Source organism: Pantoea sp. Acro-807, assembly GCF_011752675.1.
Lineage (GTDB): Bacteria > Pseudomonadota > Gammaproteobacteria > Enterobacterales > Enterobacteriaceae > Pantoea > Pantoea eucrina.
The window spans coordinates 1-245 of record NZ_VWXE01000025.1; the positions used below are offsets into that span (position 1 = coordinate 1).

The 245-nt window shown below is 50.2% G+C and carries 1 rRNA gene; it reads left to right on the forward strand.

The features are described from left to right. Nucleotides 1–245: ribosomal RNA gene (locus tag F3J39_RS18715) — 23S ribosomal RNA — on the forward strand; the annotation flags it as partial.

A 245-nucleotide genomic window follows, 5' to 3' on the forward strand; every position in this document is an offset into this window, starting at 1 on the left:
TAAATACTCCTGACTGACCGATAGTGAACCAGTACCGTGAGGGAAAGGCGAAAAGAACCCCGGCGAGGGGAGTGAAACAGAACCTGAAACCGTGTACGTACAAGCAGTGGGAGCCTCTTTTATGGGGGTGACTGCGTACCTTTTGTATAATGGGTCAGCGACTTATATTCTGTAGCAAGGTTAACCGCATAGGGGAGCCGCAGGGAAACCGAGTCTTAATTGGGCGCTAAGTTGCAGGGTATAGA